At 64.0% G+C, this 17078-nt stretch carries 11 protein-coding genes; 6 read left to right on the top strand and 5 right to left on the bottom strand.

The features are described 5' to 3' along the window. Positions 1–92: 92 nt before the first annotated feature. Positions 93–662, bottom strand: a complete 570-nt coding sequence (locus tag ACK5F2_RS03205; protein WP_409862760.1) for an XrtA/PEP-CTERM system exopolysaccharide export protein — start codon at positions 660–662, stop codon at positions 93–95. A gap of 293 nt (positions 663–955) precedes the next feature. Then, on the bottom strand, positions 956–1825 hold the full coding sequence (locus ACK5F2_RS03200; protein WP_409862741.1) for a ThiF family adenylyltransferase: 870 nt from the start codon (positions 1823–1825) through the stop codon (positions 956–958). A gap of 87 nt (positions 1826–1912) precedes the next feature. Here ACK5F2_RS03200 and ACK5F2_RS03195 point away from each other — a divergent pair, with 87 nt between their 5' ends. The 3 genes from ACK5F2_RS03195 to ACK5F2_RS03185 all read left to right on the top strand — a co-directional run bounded on the left by ACK5F2_RS03195 (position 1913) and on the right by ACK5F2_RS03185 (position 7048). Continuing rightward, complete coding sequence (locus tag ACK5F2_RS03195; RefSeq protein WP_409862739.1) at positions 1913–2989, top strand: molybdopterin biosynthesis protein MoeY; 1077 nt, start codon at positions 1913–1915, stop codon at positions 2987–2989. Positions 2990–3079: 90 nt separating this feature from the next. Further along, positions 3080–5872, top strand: coding sequence for an XrtA/PEP-CTERM system TPR-repeat protein PrsT (prsT, locus tag ACK5F2_RS03190; protein ID WP_409862736.1), 2793 nt, complete (start codon positions 3080–3082; stop codon positions 5870–5872). Positions 5873–6025: 153 nt separating this feature from the next. Next, positions 6026–7048, top strand: coding sequence for an EDSAP-1 family PEP-CTERM protein (locus tag ACK5F2_RS03185; protein WP_409862734.1), 1023 nt, complete (start codon positions 6026–6028; stop codon positions 7046–7048). 564 nt (positions 7049–7612) lie between these two features. Here ACK5F2_RS03185 and ACK5F2_RS03180 read toward each other — a convergent pair. Beyond that, complete coding sequence (locus ACK5F2_RS03180) at positions 7613–10360, bottom strand: TonB-dependent receptor (protein WP_409862733.1); 2748 nt, start codon at positions 10358–10360, stop codon at positions 7613–7615. A 301-nt stretch (positions 10361–10661) separates the two neighbouring features. Beyond that, positions 10662–11708, bottom strand: a complete 1047-nt coding sequence (glk, locus tag ACK5F2_RS03175) for a glucokinase (RefSeq protein ID WP_409862731.1) — start codon at positions 11706–11708, stop codon at positions 10662–10664. 343 nt (positions 11709–12051) lie between these two features. Between glk and ACK5F2_RS03170 the strand changes: the two genes are divergently transcribed. Continuing rightward, entirely contained in the window at positions 12052–13947 is a 1896-nt protein-coding gene (locus tag ACK5F2_RS03170) for a glucokinase (RefSeq protein ID WP_409862730.1), read from the top strand. 13 nt (positions 13948–13960) lie between these two features. Here ACK5F2_RS03170 and ACK5F2_RS03165 read toward each other — a convergent pair whose 3' ends face one another. Continuing rightward, on the bottom strand, positions 13961–15097 hold the full coding sequence (locus tag ACK5F2_RS03165) for a TIGR03364 family FAD-dependent oxidoreductase (protein WP_409862727.1): 1137 nt from the start codon (positions 15095–15097) through the stop codon (positions 13961–13963). Positions 15098–15237: 140 nt separating this feature from the next. Between ACK5F2_RS03165 and ACK5F2_RS03160 the strand changes: the two genes are divergently transcribed. Together ACK5F2_RS03160 and ACK5F2_RS03155 are read left to right on the top strand one after the other, a co-directional pair. Next, the gene (locus ACK5F2_RS03160) at positions 15238–15813 is read left to right on the top strand and encodes a GGDEF domain-containing protein (protein WP_409862725.1); all 576 of its coding nucleotides are present in this window, start codon (positions 15238–15240) and stop codon (positions 15811–15813) included. Between the two features lie 100 nt (positions 15814–15913). Beyond that, on the top strand, positions 15914–17047 hold the full coding sequence (locus ACK5F2_RS03155; protein ID WP_409862722.1) for an MFS transporter: 1134 nt from the start codon (positions 15914–15916) through the stop codon (positions 17045–17047). The last annotated feature ends 31 nt before the right edge of the window (positions 17048–17078 follow it).

The raw sequence follows: 17078 nt of genomic DNA, 5'->3' as shown, positions 1-17078 counted from the left end.
CGGGCTAGGCATGCAATGCCTTGTGAACAGGTCTGCTTCCGCAATGGCGCGCGGCAAGCCGTGCACCCAGGCGCCTCAGCGCATGCCGGACATCAGAAAAAGCTCTGGGGGATGATCAGGATGTCCCCGGGACGCATCTCGACATTGGCCGCCACATCGCCGCGTTTGAGCAGATCCGACAGGCGCACCGAATACTGCTTGTTGCCTTCGGCCGCCCGCAGAATCGTGGCTCGGTTGCCCGCAGCAAAATCAGTCAGACCGCCCACCGCGATCATCACATCCAGCAGCGTCATCTTCTGCTTGTAGGGAAGGAACTGAGGCCGGGCAGCCTCGCCCACCACACGAATCTGCTCGCTGTAGGGCCCGACAAAGCCCGTCACCACCACGGTCACGACCGGATCGCGAACATATTTGCCGAGCTGCTTCTCGATGTCGCGGGCGATCTCCACGGAGTTCTTGCCCTGCACCATCAACTCATCCACCAGCGGCGTCGAGATCTTGCCATCCGGGCGCACGGGCACCGAAGTTGACAGCTCTGGGTTTCGCCAGACGATGATGTTCAAGGTATCACCTGCCCCGACGACGTAGCTGTAATCCTGCCCGCCTGCCGATGCCGGCGCTGCCGGGTGGCTCGGGCCCGTCATGGCGCAGCCGCCAAGCATCAGACTACCGACAGCCAAGCCGATCACGACCGCTTCCCGCAGGGTTCGAGCAACACGAATGTTCAAAGCGTTCTCCGTAAGAAAGTGTCTGTGCAGCACCGTCGCCCAGGCGCACTGCGCGGTCCATCCGGCGATTCATGATGCCACAAGCCCATGAGCAATCTCAGGGCATGTTCTAGGGCGCATTCCACCCTAGAAACAAGCACTCGCGCCATCCCCCGAGTAGGGGCAAGTCGAGCAATCCGCGCGATATTGCACGCCCAGACCAAGCCAGCGCAGCAGACTGCCGTCAACTACTCAAAACTGCCACGCAATATCGGCCGGATGAAGCGAAGCATGAGCTGCTGAAGGGGATTCGAGTTGCCGCCCGGACGCCAAGTAAATCGCAGCTTCTGGCTGTAGGCATCAAACTGCATGGCCCACGGTGCCGCGCGCAAACTCCCTCGCCCCAGCAGCACCTTGAGCACCGAGGTCCCCATCAGGCCGGCGCAGAAATCGCAAGCCATCATGGTCGACGGCCCCTTGCGGCTGGCAAAGTCCACCGCTTCTGGGACCACGATGTAGTGACGCTGCAACATCGCCGGAGACAAGCCGGCAATGAAGCGCGCGTACTGCTCCTGTTCCGAACGCCCCTCCACCTTGAAGTAGTCCTCAAAGCTGACGCCACCCGGCTTGAAATAGAGCAGGGCGGCGCCCATGCCCAAGGGTGCGGCAGTTAGGGCATGAATGCCGCGTTCGTAACTTTCCTTGAACAGGCGGCGCCGCGCCTCGATGGCGAAAAAATCGATCCCATCGACGTAGACATCGACACCCTCCAGGAACTCGCCAACGTTTTCAGCCTGGACACCGCGCGCAAAGACTTTGACCTCGGCCTCGGGGTTAATGTCCAGCACCATCTCAGCCAGCACTTCGGCCTTTGAACGTCCCAAAGTCTTCATTGAGGCCCCGACCTGACGATTGAAGTTATGAACCTCGAAGTCATCAAAGTCAGCAATATGAAAGCTCCCAACCCCCAAACGAGCCAGGGTCAAGGCATGCGCCCCGCCAACACCGCCCAAACCCGCCACAGCAACTCGCGAGCTCCGGATTTTCTGCTGCTCCTCCTCGGTCACCCAACCGATGTTTCGGGAAAACGCACGGCGGTAGTCAAATAGATTGGCCATCAAGCCTCCCCTAGGACAGACAAAAACATGAGCGAGACACCGCCCGGACCGATACCATCCTAGCCGACACCATCGCCTCGCAAATCTATGAACGACAGCTCCGTGTTGCACAAAATTCTCGACCGCGCACGCTGGGCACCGAGCGGTGACAACACGCAGCCGTGGCGGTTCCAGATTCTGGCGCCGGATCATGCAGTGGCTCATTGTTTTGATACTCGGGACCACTGCGTCTACGACTTGGACGGCCACCCCAGCCAGATTGCGATGGGTGCGCTGATTGAGACGGCGGCAATCGCCGCGAGCGCTCATGGGCTGGCACTGCATGCGCAGCGCCGCCATGATCAAGCTGTGGAACGTCCAGTTTTTGACCTCCGATTCACATCACAACACGACCTTCGCCCCGACCCGCTGGAAGCCGAGATCGAACGCCGCAGCGTCCAACGACGCCCTTTTTCGACCCAGGCCTTGCGCCAAGACGAAAAAGATATCTTGTCTCGCAGCCTGCCGGCAGGCTACTCCTTGCACTGGCTGGAGAGCCCGACGCAGCGCCGCGCCGTTGCGGGACTGTTGTTTCGCTCGGCCAAGCTGCGATTGACGACTCCAGAAGCTTATGCGGTCCATCGCGAGATCATCGACTGGAAAAAGCAGTTCAGCGATGACAAGGTTCCGGATCAGGCCCTGGGCGTCGACGCAGCCACCACACGCTTGATGCAGTGGATCCTGGGAAGCTGGGCCCGCGTGCAGTTTTTCAACCGCTTCATGGCCGGCACTTGGATGCCTCGCATCCAGATGGACCTGCTGCCCGCTCTGCGCTGCGCCGGGCACTATGCCCTGCTCTCCGAGACCCCGCCAAAGACCGTGGACGACTACGTTGCCGCAGGGCGGGCCGTGCAAAGGCTGTGGCTCCAGCTATCGGCACTCAAGCTGCAGATGCAGCCCGAAGTGACCCCGCTGGTCTTCGCACGTTATGCCTCTAAGGGTCTAACCTTTTCCCGGCAGCACGGCAGTTCGCAAGCCGCGAGCGCGGTGCGCGACGAACTGATCTCCTTGCTGGGGCCCGACCTGGAGGCCAGAACGGTTTTCTTTGGCCGCGTAGGCCACAGCCCCACCGCCCGCTCCCGCTCCCTGCGGCTAGCACTTGAAAGGCTGTTGCAGCCGCGCTAGACCCCCTCTGGCGAGTGATTGCCCCAACGCGCGGCGCACCTCAATAATCGCCGCACCCCAACCCGGGCCTCGCCCGCCCCGACTCGTCCCATGAAACCAGCATTGCGCGTCAGAAGGACTCAAGTTGCTCTCGCCCTGTGCCTCATTTCCGCGCTAGCGGCTTGCGGTGGGCCAAGCGCCCAGGAGAGCTTGCAAGCGGCCCAAAGCAGCCTGGCCAAGCAAGATCAGGCAGCGGCGATTGTTCAACTCAAGAATGCCTTGCAACAGGACCCGAATCTCCTGGAAGCCCGGCTACTCATGGGGAAAACCCTGCTAGATCGGGGCGAGGCTGCTGCGGCGATCGTGGAGCTGGACAAGGCGAGAAACCTTGGCGCCCCTGGGGAAGAAGTCATACCTGCACTGGCGCGAGCCCTGCTCGCCAACGGTCAACACGATCGGGTGCTGTCGGACTTCGGCACTGAGACCCTCGCTGGCGCCGGAGCCAAGGCGGACCTGTATGGCAGCTTGGCCATGGCTCATATGGCGGCAGGCAATCAGCTACGGGCTCGCGAATTCGCCGACAAATCGCTGGCCCTGGATGCCAAGCAGACGCCGCCGCTGATGCTGCTCGCAGGCTTGGCCGCGGAGGAGAAGCAGTATCAGCGCGCCCATGAACTGATCGACCGCGCCATCGCTGTCGATCCACGCAATCCTTTGCCGCTGATTCAGAAGAGCGAGCTGATCTTTAAGGCCGATGGTGATCTGGAGTCGGTGATTGCGCTGCTCAACAAGGCCATCGAGTTGCAGCCGGATAGCCTCATGGCGCGCTCCGCCATGGTTCTGGCACTTCTCAAGAGCAACAACACCCAGGCAGCACAGGCCCATATCGATGCACTGAAAAAGGGGCCACATGCCAAGCACCCCCAAACCGCATATCTCGAGGCGCAGGCCGCCTTCAGCGCCAAGCAATGGCGAGTAGCCCACACCCGGGCAAGCGAAGCACTCAAGGCGTACCCTGATCGGGTAGACGTCCTGCACCTTGCCGGCGCGATTCACTTCGAAAATGGCGAGCTGCTAGAGTCCGAACGACTGCTGGCCAAAGCACTCAGCCTCCAACCTGATCTGGATCCGGCCAGACGCCGCCTCGCAGTCACGCAGCTGCGCATGGGTCAGGCGCAGAAGGCCTTGAACACACTGCGCCCGCTGATCAACCGAGGCGATACGGATGCACAGACCTATGCGCTGGCGGGTGAGGCACTGGTCATGTCCGGGCAGGCCGACGCCGCGACACAGCAATTGACGCAGGCAGTCAAGTTCGCGCCAGACAATATTGCCCATCAGGTGCAGCTTCTGCTTGCCCGGCGCAGCAAGGCGGGTGACCCCGCCACTCTGGCGGGCCTGAAAGATCTAGCCCTGAAAGACAAGGGGAGCTACGCCGATCTCATCCTGATTAGCCTGCTCTCCGAAACGCAGCAATTTGCATCAGCGCTGGCGGCCATTGAGAACCTGCAACGTAAACTGCCTGCTGACTCGCCCCTGGCATTCCACTTGCGGGGCAAGGTTGAACTTGCGGCCCAGTCCATGGAGTCTGCTCGCAAGAGCTTCGCTAGAGCTCTTGAAATTGACCCGATGCATGTCCCGTCAGCGGCGGCATTGGCGGGCATGGACTTGCAAGACAACAAGCCCGACGATGCCAAGAAGCGATTTGCAAGCATCATTAAGGCCGACCCCAAGAATCTGGTCGCTCAGTTGGCCATCGTGAAGATTCGTCGACTCGAGAAGGCGCCCCCGCAAGAATTGCAGCAAAGCCTGGAAGGAATTGTTCGCGACCATCCAGGAGAGCCAGGCGCCTGGAGTGAGCTGATCACCCAGCTCATGGCGACAAAGGAACACAAGGCCGCCCTGAATGCTGCACAAAAGGCCGCAGTCGCGCTGCCCGACCGCCCCGATTTGATGGACCTGCTTGGCCGCGCGCAACTAGCGTCGGGCGACTACGCTCAAGCGATGACGACCTACAAGCGCATGGCGGCACTGGAACCGTACTCGCCACGGGCTCAACTGCGCATTGCCGCCACTCAACTTGCCGCAAAAGACACCGGTGCCGCGGAGCAGACCCTTCGACAGGCCCTGGGCCAGTTCCCCGGGAATCTGACGGTACTGGAGACCCAGTACGCATTGGCCCTGGCACGACAACAAAGTCAAGAGGCCGCAAATGTGGCTCGACAGATCCAAAAGGTGTCGCCCACAATTCTTCGGGGTTATGAGCTCGAAGCAGAACTCTCTGCAAGGCGGAGCGATGCTCCAGGCATCGTACGGATTTACACGGCCGCATTGAAGTCAAATCCGGACAATACGTTGGCCGCCATCAAGCTCCATGGCGCCCTGCTCAGGGCAGGTAATGTTGCCGAAGCCGAGCGGATGGCCAAATCCCGGAAAGCCACTCATCCCAAGGATTTGAGCTTCGTAGCGGCGACGGGCGACCAGTACATGGCGGCCGGTATTTTTGCCCAAGCAGAACAGCAGTTTCGGACCATCCTCGCTCAACACCCCAACCATACCGGCGCACTCAATAACCTCGCTTGGGTGCTGGCAGCCCAGAACAAACCCGGAGCACTGGAACCGATCAATCGCGCGATCAGTTTGAGCTCAAGGACGGCGCCCCTGCTGGATACCCTGGCATGGGTACAAGCCTCCGAAAAGCTTTTCGATCAGGCCCTGAAGACTCAGCGCGAGGCCATGGCGCTCTCTCCTGAAGATCCAACACTGCGACTAAACCTCGCGAAGCTCATGGCGCGGTCTGGGGACATACAAGGAGCGCGCTTGGAGCTTGAGGCCTTGACCAAGCTTGGCGACAAGTTCGGCGGCCAAGGTGAGGTCAAAGCGCTGCTTGGCCAAGTCAAGTGAGCTGTCGAAATTCTTTACAAAGCGCATCGCGCGCGCTGAAGTCTGATTTTTAACTCAATCAAATCAATGACTTAAGGCATTGGCACGCATCATGCTTTACAGGCTTACGGCGCATGAAGCGATCTCCGCTTCAGCATCACCAAGGAACCCACCATGAGCAAGTTTGTAAAGCTGAAGACCCTGGCCGCTGTCTCGGCCACCGTGGCCGCCATGTTCAGCGCCGCGCCGGCGCAAGCGTATGTGTACGCAGTGTCGCACCTCAAGGTCGACAATCTCCTGATCGTCACCAAGAACGGCTTGGATCCTTACCTGGCTGCCGTCGGCTCCTATACCTTCAATCAGGACACCAAGGCCAAGCTGAACGGTGCAGCAATCACGAACTCGGTTGACTGCTTCGGCGTCGGCGCTGGCCCCGCAGGTACCAGCTGCAACCCCAACCCAATCGCCGGCCCCGTGTTGGACGCTGCGGCCGTGAATGGCACCGGCTCGACGCTTCTGCGTACCAACAACAACTTTGCACTGTTCGGCATCGACAATGTGAACAGCTACAGCGGCGCTGATGCGGTGCTGCGAACCTCTGAACTGGTTCAAGGCGTTCCCACCAGCCTGGAAGCCATTTCTGAGTCGCTGCTGAACAAGAACGGTTCTGCCAACGCCTCCACGCTGCATCAGTCGAACACCCAGCTGACGTTCAACTTCCTGCTGTCGGGCGGAAGCACGGATCTGGATGTGAGTTTCAATGCACTGGGCAACCACAAGGCTGCGATCAGCGATCTGCTGGGCGCCTACCTCGCCCAGGCGGACCTGCAACTCTCCCTGACGGCCACCCACCAAGACGGCACAACCGTGAGCTGGGTTCCCAAGGGTGACTTCTTGACCAGCTGCACGGTTTCCCCGATCACCTGCGTCCAGACCGCGGGTAATGGCAAGCTGAACACCAACACCACCACGGGCTCGAACCCTGGCCTGGACGACAAGTCTTTCGCAGCGAGCCCCTTCCAAGTCACGCTGAAGGGCCTGAAGGATGGCGAGTGGTCTCTGGCTCTGGCCGCCAAGACTTCGACCTCCATTTTCCGCCGCGTCCCGGAACCCGATAGCCTGGCCCTGCTGGGCGCTGCCCTGGCCGGCCTGGCCTTCGCCACCCGTCGTCGCAGCCAGAAGCAGCAGCAGCGTTGATCCGCTGAGCTTCTACGAATCCTCCACGCAGAGGATTCGTCAAACGCAAACGCAAACGAAAAGGGCCCACCGGGCCCTTTTCTTCTTTCCGCGCCTTGATCACCCAGCGGCCGAGCCTGGTCGCACGGTACTTTCATCAGACAAATCACGCGTCAGCTGCGCGGCAGATCGGAATTGAAGAGATCGCACGATCCGGCACATGGCCATGATGCACATGGCCGTACCAAGTCGCCATGGCTGGCACGAAGGCAAACAGAGGGTCGGACACAGTTGGGGGCGCACTGCTACAAGAGAGCACCATCCCGGCAGTTCAGCTGACCACAAGAGGAGTCCAAGCAGCCACGCAGCACAAGCGCACGCCTTCAGACCGCATCTCGCCGGACCTGCATATGCTCAATGGCGGACGCGACGCAGTACTCGCGTCGCAATCACGACAGCTTGCATCAATCGGGCCGCTGCCATCGCCCCAAGAAGAACGGGGCACCCAAAAAGAAAAAGCCCCGGATCCTTGATCCGGGGCTTTTGAGCTTGAGTGCGCAGACCAAGAAGGTCTGCGCCCAGCGCTTAGAACTTGTAGCCTGCTCCGATCAGATAGCTGCGGCCCCACTTCAGGTACTCGAGCGGGCGATCCTTCGTGCCGGCATAGGTGCGGTACGCATCATCGCCCAGGTTGTTGACCTGGAAGACCAGATTCAAACCCTTGGCCATGCCCTGGTTGAAGGTGTAGCCGAGTTGCAGGTCAACAATGCTCTCGCCCACCACATAACGCAGGGTGCGGTTGCCGTTGAAGTTGCCGATCTCGCCGATGAAGTCCGAACGCTTGCGCTGGCTGATGCGCGCCTCGAAGCCGTCCCGCTCGTAGTAGGCGGTCAGGTTGTAGACCCGCTTGGACAGGCCCGGCAGGGTGATGAAGTCATCGCCCACGCTGCTGGCGCTCTCGGGATCCTTGACCTTGATGTTGCTGCTGTTGAAGCTGGCGCTGGCGATCAGACCAAAGCCGTTGAGCGACTTGCTCAGCAGGCTCAGCGGCATGGAGGCTGACAGCTCCACACCCTTGAGCTTGCCACCCTGACCGTTATAGGGCGCGGTGTAGGTGCCCGTGGTCAGCGCTGCGGGCGAGCCTGCTGGCGGCACATAGCCCGCCACGAACTTCGAGAAGTCGTAGCTCTGGTTGGACTGGGTGTAGATATAGCTCTTCAGATCCTTGTAGAAGGCCGCGGCAGCCACATAGGCCTTGGAACCGAAGTACTTCTCATAGGACACATCGAAGGCATTGGCGATCCAGGGATCCAGCTGGGCATTGCCGCCGCTGGCACCCGGCTTGCCGGTGGCCTTGTCAATGCCGAAGTCCAGAGCCGAACGCAGCTGATCCACACGCGGGCGCGCCATCTGACGCGCCACGGCCAGACGCAGGGTCTGATCATCCGAGAGCGAGAAGGCCAGATTCATGCTGGGCAGCACATCGGTGACGGTCTTGCCATCGGTCACAGGCTTGACCTGCTGGCCAGTCGCTGCAGTGCCATCCCAGTAGTTGGCCCTGGACGACTGCTCCACGCTCACCATCTGCAGGCCCAAATTGCCGCGCATGGGCACACCGGCGAAGCTGCTGTCGATATTGGCGCGCAGGAAAGCCGTGGTGGTCTTCTCCTGCACATCCCAGGCCTTGGACACCAGATAGCTCTCGGTGTCGGTGGGCTTGAAGCTCATATAGCGATCCACCGCACCCGGCACATTCCAGCTGGGGATCTTGCCCAGGCCGGCAAAGCCCAGATCCACCAGACCGTACTGGAGGTCCGAGGCAACAATCGTGTCGCCTTGAGCACCCACATTGATATTGCCCTCGGGCTGGCGCTTCTTCTTGGAGCGATCGACATAGCTCAGGCCGATATCGAAGTCCGAGATCAGGCCCGCCAGCGGGCTGGCCAGCGGGATGTTGCTGCTGAGCTTGAAGCCGTTCAGCTCATCCTCGACACGGGGCACCTTGCCATAGCCCGAGCCGTAAATGGTGCCGCGCAGGAAAAGCTTGGACGGGTCCGAATAGCTCAGCGAGGGCATGATGGACGAGAAGCCGCTGCCACTGAAGTCCAGCTTGACCGTGTCATACGGCACGCCACCCACCGGGCTGAGCTGGCTGTTGTTCTCCAGGCTCAGCTCGTTGCGCTTGGCCTTGGAGAAATGCACATCGGCGACCACGGTGATGCCGTTGTCCAGGCTGAGCTTGTTGTTCCAGCCGGCCGCGGTGATCTCGTCCTCGCGCTTGTTGTACATGCCCCGCACCAGGGGGTAGACATTGGTGATGGTGCCGCCGGTCTGAGTGCCATTGGCATTGGTGCTGCTCTGGGTCCAGTTGCAAGCGGGGTTGCAGGGCCAGTTGCCGTTGTATTGCAGGTTCAGCTCGAACTGGTTGGCGGTGTCAACCTGCTTGGCCTTGGACCAGAAGCCATCCACCACACTGGTCCACTGCTTGAAGGGGCGGAACTCCACGGTGCCCATCACGCCATCGCGCTCGGTCTTGCCGGTGCGGCGCAAGGCCTTGATGCCGTCCGACACAAAGCTGCCGGCCTGCACGCCAGGACGGGACTCCTTCTTCCAGGGCTCATACAGGCCCACCTGGTTCTCCTGCATCGGCGTTTCCTGATGCGCAAAACCGATGGCCACACCCACGGTCTTGTTGGCGAACTGGTCGATATAGCTGGCGCTGAAGCGGTTGCCATTGGCGCTGGCATTGGCGGCCGAGCCCAGGGAGTTGTGCTGGCCACGCGCATTCAGCGAGACCACGCGGCTGCCAAAGTTCAGCGGACGCACCGTCAGCATGTCAATGGTGCCGGACAGGCCCTGCCCCACCAGACCCGCATCCGGCGTCTTGTAGATGGTCACGCCGCTGAGCAGCTCCGAGGGGTACTGATCGAACTCAACACTGCGGTTGTCACCCGTGCTCACCAGCTCGCGGCCATTCAGCAAGGTGGTCGCGAAATCCGGCGAGAGGCCGCGCACGCTGATCACCTGGGCACGCCCGGCCACACGCTGGGCCGACAGACCCGGCAGGCGGGCGATGGACTCGGCAATCGACACGTCGGGCAGCTTGCCAATGTCTTCGGCCGAAATCGACTCCACGATGGCATCGGCATTCTTCTTGACCGAAATCGCGTCCTCGATGCCCTTGCGGATGCCGGCGACCGTCACCGTATCCAGGGTCTGGGTCTGGGTCTGCGCCTGGGCAGCGGCAGCCAGGGCCAGCAGGCTGCAGCCCACGGCCACCTGGCTCAAACGCCAGGCCGAACGGCGCTGGGCGGCCGGGGAAGAGTCAATCATCATCCTTGTCTCCTTCATGCTTCAACGTTGCGATGGCTCTCAAGCCTTGGGGAACACTTGCAAGTCGCCTCCCGCGACTCACCATGCTGGCCCATCACTCTTGTTCTTTTGCTACACCAGCTTTTGCATCATTTGTACCAAAACTAGATTGGCAGCAACACTTGCGTTAACCCTAGATTCATCTTCATCCACTCTCAAACACATCACATGTGCTTGTTTTCATTGGATTTTCTAGAAATTAGCGGCAGCAAAAAACATCAACTGGTATCGAACCACAACTTTGATATGTAGCTTAGCTACATCACCCTCGCTCCACTTGCTGGACATCCTGCGCCAGAGCCTGGGCCGCCCCCTCCAGGGCCACCAAGGTGTCGGTGATCACCGCCGTCGGGATGGCCTGCAGATAGCTGCGAAAACGCCCCTTGGCCTCGAAGCTGTCCCTGAAGCGCGACTGGAAGAAGAAGTCACCCAGGCGGGGCACGATGCCGCCGCCGATGTAAACCCCGCCGCGCGCCCCCAGGGTCAGGGCGACATTGCCTGCAAAGTTGCCCAGCAGTGCGCAAAAGCTGTCCAGACAGCGCAGGCTCAGCTCATCCCCGCCCAGCAGCGCCGCCTCCACCAAGGCCTCCCCGCTCAGGCTTGGCGCCGAGCGCCCCAGCACATCGGCCACCGCGGCATGCAGCAGGGGCAGACCGATACCCGACAAGAGCCGCTCTGCCGAAACATGGGCATAACGGCGGCGTACTGCCGCCAGGAGCTGACTCTCGAACTCATCGGTAGGCGCCAGCGTGGCATGCCCGCCCTCGCCCGGCAAAGCCAGCCAAGCCTGTGCCGTCTGCACCACGCCGGCCACGCCCAGGCCCGTGCCTGGACCAATCACGGCCAACATGCCCGCCGGCTTGGGCATTGCCATGCCCTGCGCGCGCAATTGCCCGGCCTTCAGCCGCGGCAGCGACAGCGCCAGGGCTTCAAAATCGTTCAGCACCCGCAGGCTGTCCAGGCCCAGGCCTTGACACAGCTCGGCCTGGGAGAAGCGCCAGTGGCTGTTGGTCAGCTCCACACGATCACCACTCACAGCCGTGGCCACGGCCACCACCGCACGGCGTGGCGTCGCGAAGCCGGCACCGGCCGGCGACTGTCGAACTTCCTGGAGATAGGCCTGCACCGCCTCCAGAGGCCCCGCATAGTCCGCCACCGGCAGGCTGCGTCGATGCACCAGCCCCCCTGCCGCATCCACGCAGGCAAAGCGCGCATTGCTGCCGCCGATATCGGCCACCAGGCCCAGGCAGCCCGCGCTCACCACCCCAACTCCTTGCGGGGCCGCGCCCTGCCAGGCCTCTTGGGCCATAAACCTCTTGCTGATAAGGAGCATTGCACTTGTGTTCAGCCTTGATCGGCCGCTGGGGCCGTCTAGATACCGGCGTAGAGCGCGAGCGCACGCCACCAGTCTTGTTCCGTAATGCCTGCACTCTAACCCAAACAAAGTAGCAAAACTACATTCAAAATGCTCAGTGAAAACGCGTAAAACTACATTCCCAGGGAAGTCCGGCAAGTACGGGCTTGCAGCACACGCGCACCTCCCGGCAAAGCGCTGAGCTCGGCACTCCACCGCCAGGCCCATAATCGCGCGCAGTTCGTCGGTCTGCCCGGCGCAGGCCCAACCGCTATCCCGGAAGACGCAGCACAGCCCCATGGCCTCCACTTTTGACAGCCCCCGCCTGATCGCCGACATCGGCGGTACCTTTGCCCGCTTCGCGCTGGAGCTGGCGCCGGGACGCTTCGAGCACCTCAGCTCCCTGCGCTGTGCGGACCACCCCGATTTCCATGCGGCGGTCAGCCACTACCTGCAGAGCCTGCCCGCCGGGCTTCACCCCCGCCATGCCGGCGTGGCCATCGCCAACCCGGTCGAGGGCGACAGGGTGCGCATGACCAATTACCACTGGCAGTTCTCGATCGAGGAGATGCGCCAGCGCCTGGGTCTGGACACCTTGCTGGTGGTGAACGACTTCACCGCCCTGGCCATGGCCCTGCCCCGGCTCTCGGGCAATGAGGTGCGCCAGATCGGGGGCGGTCAGGCCCACAAGCACAGCGTGATCGGCCTGCTGGGCTCGGGCTCGGGCCTGGGCGTCTCGGGCCTGATCCCGGCCGGCGAGGGCTGGGTGGCCCTGGGCACCGAAGGCGGCCACACCAGCTTCTCGCCGCGCGACGAACGCGAGATCGCCCTGCTGCGCCATGCTTGGCAGCAGTTCGAGCATGTGTCCTTCGAGCGCCTGCTCTCCGGGCCTGGCCTGGAGCTGATCTACCGCGCCATGGCCGAACGCGCCGGCCAAACGCCCGAACCCTTGCAGGCCCCCGAGATCACACAGCGGGCCCTGGACCACAGCGATGCGCTCTGCGCCGAGACCCTGGAGCTTTTCTGCGCCATGCTGGGCACGGCTGCGGCCAATCTGGCCGTCACCCTGGGCGCCCTGGGCGGCATTTACATCGGTGGCGGTATCGTGCCGCGTCTGGGCGAGTACTTCGAGCGCTCGCGCTTTCGCCAGCGCTTCGAGGACAAGGGGCGCTTCAGCAGCTATCTGGCCGCCATCCCCACCTACGTCATCACGGCCGAGCATGCCACCTTCATCGGCGCCTCCGCCATTCTGCAAGCCCAGCTGCGCCAGCTGGAAAGTGGCGGCGAAGGCGCCATCCTGGAACAGATTCGCCGCGCTCGCGGCCAGCTATCGCCGGCCGAGCTGCGGGTGGCCGAGCATGTGCTGGCCCATGCCCGCGCGGTGCTGAACGATCCGATTGCCGAGATCGCCCGCGCCGCCCAGGTCAGCCAGCCCACGGTGATCCGCTTCTGCCGCTCCCTGGGCTGCGAGGGCCTGTCCGACTTCAAACTGCGCCTGGCATCGGGCCTGACCGGCACCATGCCCGTGACCCACACCCAGGTCACACAGGACGACTCCATGGTGGAGCTGGGCTCCAAGGTGCTGTCCAACACCGCCTCGGCCATCCTGCAGGTGCGCAGCGCGCTCAACCGGGAGATGATCGACCGCGCGGTCGGCCTGCTGCTGGGGGCCAATCGCATCGAGTTCTATGCCGTGGGCCACTACGGCGTGGTCGCCCAGGATGCGCAATTCAAGTTCCTGCGCTTTGGCGTGCCCAGCAACTGCTACACCGACCCGCGCCTGCAGAGCCTGGCTGCCGAGGTGCTGGGCGAGCGCGACGTGGCCGTGATCATCAGCGCCGGCGGCAAGCTGCCCGAGCTGCTGGCCGTGGCCGAGAAAGCCCGCGAGCGCGGGGCCAAGGTGGTGGCCATCACGGCCAGCCAGTCGCCGCTGAGCCGCAAGGCCGACGCCACCCTGATCGTGGATCATGTGGAGGACGTGGCCACCCACCTGCCCATGGTGAGCCGCATCCTGCATCTGCTGGTCATCGATATCCTGGCGGTCGGCATGGCCATGCGCCGCAACCCCGAGGCGCCTCTGGCCGGTCTGGCCCGCGAGGCGCTGGAGGAAGCCAGCGAGCCGCCGCGGCCGCGCGGCGCAGCCAGCGCCGCGCCGGGGGTCAGCCTCTCGCGCATGACCTCACACAGCCGCTGAGGGCAACTCGCCTTCACCAGCCGGAGAACAGCTCCTCCGCCAGGCCAAAGGCCGTGCTGGCCCCTGTGCCGCTGGTCACGGCCACGACGCGCGTGGCCGCGTCCGGCGCCAGCACCAGACAGGGATGGCTGGACGACGAGGGGTAATGCCCCACCCAGCGCTCCAGCACCTCCACCTCGTCCAGCGCCAGGTTCTCGCGCAGATGGCGCAGGATCAGCCCGTCTACCTCGGCCGAGGCAAAGGGTGGCAGCACCGGTCCGTAGTGGTGGGAGTCGCCCACCACCAGGCTGCCATCGGCGCTCTGCACCGCGATCAGATGAATGCCATGGGCCAGGCTCTGCTCCTCCTCCACCGCCAGGCGCGCACGCAGTGCCTGCGCCTCGGGCAGGGCCGAGAAACCCTCGTAGCGCACCAGGCTCAGATCGCCCATCACCGGGGCATCCAGGCGCCAGCCCGCGGGCGGGCGCACGCGCAGCATCTGCAGCTGGCACTGCCGCAAGCCATGCGTTGCCCACAGCGGCGCAAACAGACCGTTAAGCTCACCGCCACCGCAGACCACCACGCGCTGCGCGCGGTACTCTGCACGCGCACTGATCACCCGCGGCGTTTGCACCTGCAGCACCGCCTCCCCAAACCGGAACTGGACCCCATGCGCCACAGCCAGCCAGGCCGCCAGGCGCGGAATGGCCTCGCGCGACTCCACCCGCAGCTCATGCGGGCTGTAGAGCACCGCACCCAGCCCCTGCGCCCGCAGGGCGGGATGGCGGCGCAGGGCCTCGTCCGGCGTCAGCAGCTCGCAGCCCTCCGCCATCTCGGTGACCATGAAGGCCTGGAGCAGCGCCACGGCCTCGGGTCGCCGAGCACAAATCCAGGCCCCGCGCTGCAGGATGTCGATGCCGGCCTGAGGCGCCAGCTCGGCCCAGCGCTCGCGGCTGCGCCGGGCACGCGCCCAGCTGCTGCCAGCGCGCTGACCGCTCACCGTGACAAAGCCGAAGTTGCGGATGGAGGCGCCTATGCAGGCGGCATCGCGCTCCAGCACGATCACACTCAGCCCCCGGCGCGCCGCCTCCCAGGCATGCGCCAGTCCCACGATGCCCGCCCCCACGACGAGCACATCGCAATGCCGTTCAGCCGAATCCGCCCACCCCATGACTGCGTGCTCCGCAAAAAGTGCCCGACTCTAGGGCTGGGTCATGGCAGCGCCGTGACAGTCCCCCGGGTTATGGAGCATGTATCGCCTCCCCGCCGCCCCTAGCATGGGGCATCGCATTTCTTGAGTTGGAGCCGCCCATGAGCGCTGTGGTTCAGGCCGATCTGCCCTCCCTGCCCGGTCTGCTGGACCGGCAGGCCTTGCGTCCGGCGCTGGCCGCTGCGGCGGACGCGGCCAGCGCCAGCGGCCATGCCCTGGCCCTGCTGACCCTGGACCTGGACCATTTCAAGGACTATCAGGACCGCGCCGGCGAGAACGCCGCGCGTCAGGTGCTGACCCAGCTGGCTCTGCTGCTGGAACAGCTCAAGCCGCCCACGGCCCGTCTCGCCTATCTGGGTGCCGATGAGTTCGTGCTCATCCTGCCGGACTGCCAGCTGGCTCAGGCCACGGCCCTGGCCGAGCGTCTGCGCGAGCGCATTGCCGAGGCCCTGGCCCGGCTCGACCAGCAGCCCCCGCTCACCGCTACCTTGGGCGTGGCCGCCACACCGCCGGGTCGCGACTGGAACGCCGAGAGCCTGCTGGCTCTGGCCGATACCCGCATGACCTTTGCCAAGCGCCGTCTGCCGCCCCACCACAACCTGGTCTGGGCCGGGGCCCTGCCCTCGGACTGGCTGGGCCGCCTGGGCCTGAGCGCGGGCAGCTGGCCAGGTCTCTGAGGCCCCACCCGGCCACCGGCCGCGGCGCAACTCCCGGCCGTGCGAGCTGCGGCGCCCGCGTGGCAGCGGCCCGATCCGCCCTGCCTAGAATCAAGCGGCCATGCGCCCCCTGCCCCTGATCGTCATCCTGCTGGTGCTCAATCATGTGGCGTTTGCCGGCAGCCGCATGGCGGTGGCGCTCTTCGCCCTGCAGCAGCCGGGCGCCGGCGCCCTGACGGTGGGGCTGCTGATGGCCGTGTATGCCCTGCTGCCAGCCCTGCTCTCGGTCAGCGCCGGACGCTGGATCGACCGCGAGGGCATCAACCGCCCCATGCTGCTGGGCACGGCCGGCGTGGGTCTGGGCACCCTGGCGCCCTTTGTGCTGCCGGGCCTGCCCACCCTGTTCTTCACCGCCGTGCTGGTGGGCCTGTCCTTCATGCTCATCAATGTCGCGGCCTATCACGCCGTGGGCGAGATGAGCGCGCCCGAGGAGCGCACGGTCAACTTCAGCTATGTGGCTCTGGGCTTCTCCACCTCCACCTTCATCGCGCCCCTGCTCACCGGCGTCTCCATCGACGCCCTGGGCTACCGCGCCGCCTTCCTGATCCTGGCCCTGTTCACCGTGTTGCCCCTGCTGGCGCTCTGGGCACGGCTGCTGCCCGAGGCCCAGCGCCAGGAGCACCGCGGCAGCGAGGCGCCCGGCCCCGTGCTGGAGCTGCTGCGCGACCCCGAGCTGCGCCGGCTCTTCATCGCCATGGCCATACTCACCGTGGGCTGGGACATCTACAACTTCGCCGTGCCGGTCTATGGCGCGCAGAACGGCCTCACGCCCTCCCAGATCGGCATCGTCATGGGTTCCTTCGCCGCGGCCACCTTCACGGTGCGCCTGGCCATGCCCTTCATCGCCCACCGCACGCGTCCCTGGCCCCTGCTGGCCGTGTCCCTGCTGCTGGCGGGTCTGGCCTATGCCGCCCTGCCCTTCACGCACAGCGTGGGTCTGCTGATGCTGATCACCTTTGTGCTGGGTCTGGGCCTGGGCGCGCCGCAGCCCACGGTGCTCACCCTGCTGCACCAGAGCGCGCCGGCCGGTCGCGCGGCCGAAGCCCTGGGCCTGCGCACCACCATGATCAATGGCAGCCAGACCGTGATGCCCCTGGTCTTTGGCGCCCTGGGCGCGGCCCTGGGCGTGGCCCCACTGTTCTGGGCCATGGCCGCGGCCATGCTGGCGGGCAGTGTGTTTGCACGGAGACGCTGAACCCGGGCCTGGCGGCTACACACCCCCGGGG

Origin of the sequence: Roseateles sp., assembly GCF_046300915.1 — a bacterium.
Classification (GTDB): Bacteria; Pseudomonadota; Gammaproteobacteria; order Burkholderiales; family Burkholderiaceae_C; genus Kinneretia.
Note: the sequence above shows the minus strand (reverse complement) of the source record. Positions and strands in the feature narration are given on the sequence as shown.

Excerpts from the sequence above, each read along its gene's own strand:
- ACK5F2_RS03205 (WP_409862760.1), bottom strand. The coding sequence starts at position 662 with ATGCTTGGCGGCTGCGCCATGACGGGCCCGAGCCACCCGGCAGCGCCG.
- ACK5F2_RS03200 (WP_409862741.1), bottom strand. The coding sequence starts at position 1,825 with ATGGCCAATCTATTTGACTACCGCCGTGCGTTTTCCCGAAACATCGGT.
- ACK5F2_RS03195 (WP_409862739.1), top strand. The coding sequence starts at position 1,913 with ATGAACGACAGCTCCGTGTTGCACAAAATTCTCGACCGCGCACGCTGG.
- prsT (WP_409862736.1), top strand. The coding sequence starts at position 3,080 with ATGAAACCAGCATTGCGCGTCAGAAGGACTCAAGTTGCTCTCGCCCTG.
- ACK5F2_RS03185 (WP_409862734.1), top strand. The coding sequence starts at position 6,026 with ATGAGCAAGTTTGTAAAGCTGAAGACCCTGGCCGCTGTCTCGGCCACC.
- ACK5F2_RS03180 (WP_409862733.1), bottom strand. The coding sequence starts at position 10,360 with ATGATTGACTCTTCCCCGGCCGCCCAGCGCCGTTCGGCCTGGCGTTTG.
- glk (WP_409862731.1), bottom strand. The coding sequence starts at position 11,708 with ATGGCCCAAGAGGCCTGGCAGGGCGCGGCCCCGCAAGGAGTTGGGGTG.
- ACK5F2_RS03170 (WP_409862730.1), top strand. The coding sequence starts at position 12,052 with ATGGCCTCCACTTTTGACAGCCCCCGCCTGATCGCCGACATCGGCGGT.
- ACK5F2_RS03165 (WP_409862727.1), bottom strand. The coding sequence starts at position 15,097 with ATGGGGTGGGCGGATTCGGCTGAACGGCATTGCGATGTGCTCGTCGTG.
- ACK5F2_RS03160 (WP_409862725.1), top strand. The coding sequence starts at position 15,238 with ATGAGCGCTGTGGTTCAGGCCGATCTGCCCTCCCTGCCCGGTCTGCTG.
- ACK5F2_RS03155 (WP_409862722.1), top strand. The coding sequence starts at position 15,914 with ATGCGCCCCCTGCCCCTGATCGTCATCCTGCTGGTGCTCAATCATGTG.